Here is a 4659-nt window from a genome sequence, read left to right as displayed (position 1 = left end):
ACCTGCATGTCGACGTTGAGGTAGATGACCGGCGGGCCGCCGATGACGTTGCCGAGGTACTCAACGGTGAAGGTCCGGCCGATCGGGCTGGACGGGCGGGGGTCGTTGACCAGGCAGACGTAGTCGCTGACCGGCAGGTCCACGTACGCGGCGGCGAACTCCTGGGGGGTCAGGACGCCGTCCCGGTGGAACTTCTTGTCCTTGTCCGTCCACTGCCAGTCGAAGCGCTCCGGCGGCGTACCCAGGTGGATGCACAAGATCCGGTAGACGACCTGCATGATCTCGGCCTTGGCCGCGCGGGCGGCCTCGGCACCGTCGGCCGCCGCCGCGCGGACAGTCCGCGCCCCCTGGCGCAGCTGATAACGAAGGATCGAGTTCATCCTGGCCGTGTTCGACGAGCTCTGCGTCTCCGGCATGAAGGCCTTGGGGACCAGGCCGTGCTTTTCGACCAAGGCGGCGAACATGTTCCACTGGCCGCCGTCGCCGGCCACCGACTCCAGCAGGAAGGCGACGGTGCGATCGTCGAGGTCCCGGTCCGCGGTCTCGATGATCGCCTCGAGGAAGTAATTGGCGCGCTCGAGCTTGTCCCAGAACATCGCGTAGTTCTGCGAGAACTCGAAGTCCTTGAGCCCGGTCTTGCGCATGACGCCGACGCGCAGCAGGTTCAGCCCGGCGAACAGCCAGCAGCGGCCGCTCTTCTCCTGGTTGGTGACCTTCCAGTCGTCCAGCGTCGTCGACAGCGAGTGGTCGATGCTGCTGACGATCTCCCTGTTGATAGCGACGTCGTCGATGGTCACCCGGGTCACGGCATTCTGGGCGAGCCGGTAGGCCGGGTTGACCGAGAAATCCTTGCGCAGTCGCTCCAGATCAGCAGCAGCGAGTGTTCCGTCCACCGAACCATCCCTTCGCGTCGTCCCGTCCTGTTTCCAGACTAGACGCTGGCGCTAGCCCGCCAACTGGCTGAAGCGGTTCCGGTAGGCCTGGGGCGTGATGCCCCAGCGACGGGTGAAGTGACGGCGGAGCATCATGGGCGCGAGCCCGCAGTCGGCGGCTATCCGCTCGATCCCGTGGTCAGTCCGCTCCAGCAGTTCCTGGGCCAGGATCAGGCGCTGGCTGGTCACCCACTGGTGCGGAGTGGTCCCGGTGTGCGCGGTGAACCAGCGGGCGAACGTGCGCGGCGACATGTGCACCTGCCTGGCGAGGTCGGCGACGGTGAGCGGCTCGCCCAGGTGCCCGGCCACCCAGTCGTGCAGGGTGGCCAGGTCAGGCCCATCGGTCGTGTCGTCCACCAGCACCGGGACGAACTGCGCCTGCCCGCCGTCGCGGTGCGGGGCGACCACCATGTGGCGGGCAATCTCGTTGGCCACCGCGGCGCCGTGCTCCAGGCGGATGACGTGCAGGCAGGCGTCGATCCCGGCGGCCGTCCCCGCGCTGGTGATCACCTGGCCCGCGTCGACGTAGAGCACCCCGGGATCCACATCGACCTGCGGATAGCGCCTGGCTAGCTCGGCCGCGTACTTCCAGTGCGTGGTCGCCCGGCGGCCGTCGAGCAGCCCGGCGGCGGCGAGCACGAAGGCCCCGGTGCACTGGCTGAGCACCCGGCCGCCACGGTCCACGACCGTTCGCAGCGCGGCCAGCACTGGCTCAGGCGGCCTTGTGTCGATGCTGTCCCAGCACACCGCGACGGCCAGGTCGGCGGAGGCCAGCCGGTCCACGCCGGACTCGACCAGGATCGGCATGCCGACGTCGGTGCGGATGACTCCCGGCTGTGCCGCTGTCACGAAGTATTCGTAACGTGGGATTCCTTCGCCCCTGCGGTCACACCCGAACACTTCCGCGGTGACCCCGAGGCCGAACGTTGACACGCCCTCGTAGGCGAGGACCGCGACAGAGGACAACATGCCGTCAGCATACGGCAGGAAAGTACCGGTGATTGTCATTCCTGCCACTGGTCGGCCGGACCGTGGTGACCCAGGCTTGAGGTGTGACACAGCTGACTTCTGACGCGACCGCCGGGTCGGGTGAACTGGCGACGACGCCAGGCAACTCCCGCGCCGCCTTCTCCGCCTGGGCGGCGCTCTTGGTGGTCTGGCTGGTCTGGGGCTCGACCTACCTGGCTATCCGGGTGGCGGACCGGTCCATCCCGCCGTTCGCGATGGCCGCGACGAGATACCTGGCGGCAGGAGCGGTGCTCTACCCGGTCGCGTGGCTCGGCAGTCGCCGGCGGCAGGCAGCGGCCCAGCCGGCGGGACCGGGCCCGGCCGGGTCTCGTGCCTCGTCGCGGCTCGCGCAGTGGGGCGGCATGGCGGTGGTGGGCACGCTGCTGCTCGCCTTCGGCAACGGCGGGGTGTCCTATGCGGAAAAGACCCTGCCATCGGGGCTGGCCGCGCTCCTGGTCGCCAGCGTCCCGCTGTGGATGGCGCTAGCCGACCGGGTCATCAACGGGCAGCGGATCTCGCTGCGGGGCTGGATCGCGCTGGTCCTCGGCCTGGCTGGTATCGCCGTCCTTGCCCGGCCTTCGGGGAGCGGCGCGGTGCTTCCCGTGCTTGTCGTCCTCGGGGCGAGCGCCAGCTGGGGCATCGGTTCCGTGCTCGCCGGCCGGCTGCCGGCGCCGGCCAGCCCGCTGGTTGGCAGCTCGATGGAGATGCTGACCGGGGGGATCGTGCTCACCGGGCTGGCAGCGGCGACCGGCGAGCTGACGCACATCGATCCCGCGCACGTCAGCACGCAGTCGCTGCTCGGGCTGCTCTACCTGATCGGCCCAGGGTCACTGCTCGCCCTGACCTGCTACGTGATCGCACTGCGGCGGCTGCCGACCGCCGCGGTGTCCACCTACGCCTACGTCAACCCAGTGGTGGCCGTCTCGCTTGGCGCGCTGTTCCTCGGCGAGCGGCCCACGCTCGCCACGCTGCTCGGCGGCGCGGTCGTGGTCGCCAGCGTCGCGATCCTCCTCATCAACCGCACCGGAAGCCCGCCGCCTGCGCGGACCCAGCGCGAATAACCGGGTGTCCCACACCCGGGCGTACAGATCGGGCCGCCGGTCGGCGAACAGGTCGTTCAGCTCGCTGACCCGCTTGTCCCGTGCCAGCCGCAGGTCGATCGCGGCGGTCAGCACGGCCGTGCGGTCCTCGCACACCGGCCCGGCGACCGGGTAGCCGCCACGCCGGATGATGACAGAACCGCCCACCCAGTCCACGCCGCGCTCGGTCCCGCAGCGGTCCGCGACGGCGATGAACACGCCGTTGGCCGCGGCCGCGCCCTGCGCCGAGACCACCTCACCCGATCGCTCACCAGGCGGCGGGGGCGACGCTGACGCCGGCCAGTTCACCGGGGCCGCTATGAGGTCGGCTCCGCTCAGCGCGGCGAGCCGCACCCATTCAGGGAACTCCAGGTCGTAGCAGATCATCAGCGCGACATTGCCGAACGGCAGCGCCACCACCGGTGGCGCGTCGTCGCCTGGCGTGAAGATCTTCTTCTCTGCGTCCCACAGGTGCGCCTTGCGGTACACCGCCCTCGCGCCGGACGCGTCGACGATCGCCGCGCTGTTGTACAGCTTCCCGTCCGGCCCGAGCTCGCAGAACCCGCCGGCGATGGCCAGGTCGTGCCTGCCGGCCAGCTCCCGCCACTCGCGCAGCGTCACGCTCGATGCCGCCGGCGACGCGAGCGATCGCGCCTCGTCGGGGGCTGAGAACACGTACCCCGAGTCCGACAGTTCTGGCAGCACCACCAGCCGCGCACCCGCGGCCGCCGCCTCCGCGACCGCCGCCCTCGCCGCCTTCCGGTTAGCGTCCGGTTCCCCCACGGTCAGCGCAAGTTGCGCGACCGCGACAACGGCAGCTCCCGTGTCCGGCATACCGCCATATTCTCACGCGAGACTCGCCTGCCACGTCATCGTAGTGATGCGTCAAGACAGCAAAAACGCTCCGAACCCACGGGGGTTCGGAGCGTTGCGAGGTTGTCAGGCGCCCTTGGCCTTGTCGCCGTACCGGCGGCGGAACTGCTCGACCCGCCCGGCCGAGTCGAGGACGCGCGCCTGCCCGGTGTAGAAGGGGTGGCTCGCCGATGAGACCTCGACGTCGACGACGGGATAGGTGTTGCCGTCCTCCCAGGCGATGGTGCGCTCGCTGGTCGCGGTCGACCTGGTGAGGAAGGCGAAGCCAGCCGAGCGGTCGCGGAAGACGACCGGGTGGTAGTCGGGGTGGATTCCCTGGTTCATGATTACCGCTCCTCCCTGAAGTCCACGTGGCGGCGGATCGCCGGGTCGTACTTGCGAATGACGAGGCGGTCAGGATCGTTTCGCCGACTCTTCCTTGTCACGTACGTGTAGCCGGTCCCAGCGGTCGACCTGAGCTTGATGACGGGACGAAGTGTGCTGTGACTCATGTTCTTTAGAACAACTCGTTAATGAAAATCATTCCCGGTTACCGCGTCATGAGCCGGGGCTTCCTGGGGGTAATCGATGGATCGCGCTGTAGGTTACATCGTGGCTGAGCGAGACGAGAAGGAGCAGTAGCGGATGAGCAGGACAGTGCTTTACGGCGGGCGCATCTTCGACGGCACCGGCAGCCCGATCGCCGATGGTGACGTGGCGTTCGAGGACGGGCGCATCGTGGCAGTGGGCACCGGGCTGGACGGCGACGACGGCGTGGATGTCGCCGG

The 4659-nt window shown here is 69.2% G+C and carries 5 protein-coding genes and 1 pseudogene; 1 reads left to right on the top strand and 5 read right to left on the bottom strand.

Features of this window, described 5'->3' with window-relative positions; genetic code table 11:
* On the bottom strand, nt 1–893 hold an 893-nt coding region (locus tag WA805_RS24045), incomplete at its 3' end, for an aminopeptidase C (protein WP_425243464.1).
* Between the two features lie 51 nt (nt 894–944).
* Complete coding sequence (locus tag WA805_RS24040; RefSeq protein WP_422276887.1) at nt 945–1901, bottom strand: helix-turn-helix domain-containing protein; 957 nt, start codon at nt 1899–1901, stop codon at nt 945–947.
* 83 nt (nt 1902–1984) lie between these two features.
* On the opposite strand from WA805_RS24040, the gene WA805_RS24035 reads away from it, so the two are divergent.
* On the top strand, nt 1985–3001 hold the full coding sequence (locus WA805_RS24035; protein ID WP_422327255.1) for an EamA family transporter: 1017 nt from the start codon (nt 1985–1987) through the stop codon (nt 2999–3001).
* Between the two features lie 87 nt (nt 3002–3088).
* Here the strand turns inward: WA805_RS24035 and WA805_RS24030 are convergent.
* The 3 genes and pseudogenes from WA805_RS24030 to rpmG form a co-directional block, all read right to left on the bottom strand.
* Nucleotides 3089–3853: pseudogene (locus WA805_RS24030) on the bottom strand (nitrilase-related carbon-nitrogen hydrolase); the annotation flags it as partial.
* A gap of 105 nt (nt 3854–3958) precedes the next feature.
* Nucleotides 3959–4216, bottom strand: coding sequence for a type B 50S ribosomal protein L31 (locus WA805_RS24025; protein ID WP_422287681.1), 258 nt, complete (start codon nt 4214–4216; stop codon nt 3959–3961).
* A gap of 2 nt (nt 4217–4218) precedes the next feature.
* Nucleotides 4219–4383 carry a 50S ribosomal protein L33 gene (gene rpmG, locus WA805_RS24020; protein WP_422287679.1) on the bottom strand — a complete coding sequence of 55 codons (165 nt, stop codon included), beginning with the start codon at nt 4381–4383 and terminating at the stop codon, nt 4219–4221.
* Nucleotides 4384–4659: the final 276 nt, after the last annotated feature.

The sequence above is a fragment of the Trebonia sp. genome (genome assembly GCF_049794275.1).
Classification (GTDB): Bacteria; Actinomycetota; Actinomycetes; order Streptosporangiales; family Streptosporangiaceae; genus Trebonia.
The sequence above is the reverse complement of the archived record's forward strand: the minus strand, read 5'-3'. Positions and strand labels throughout refer to the sequence as shown.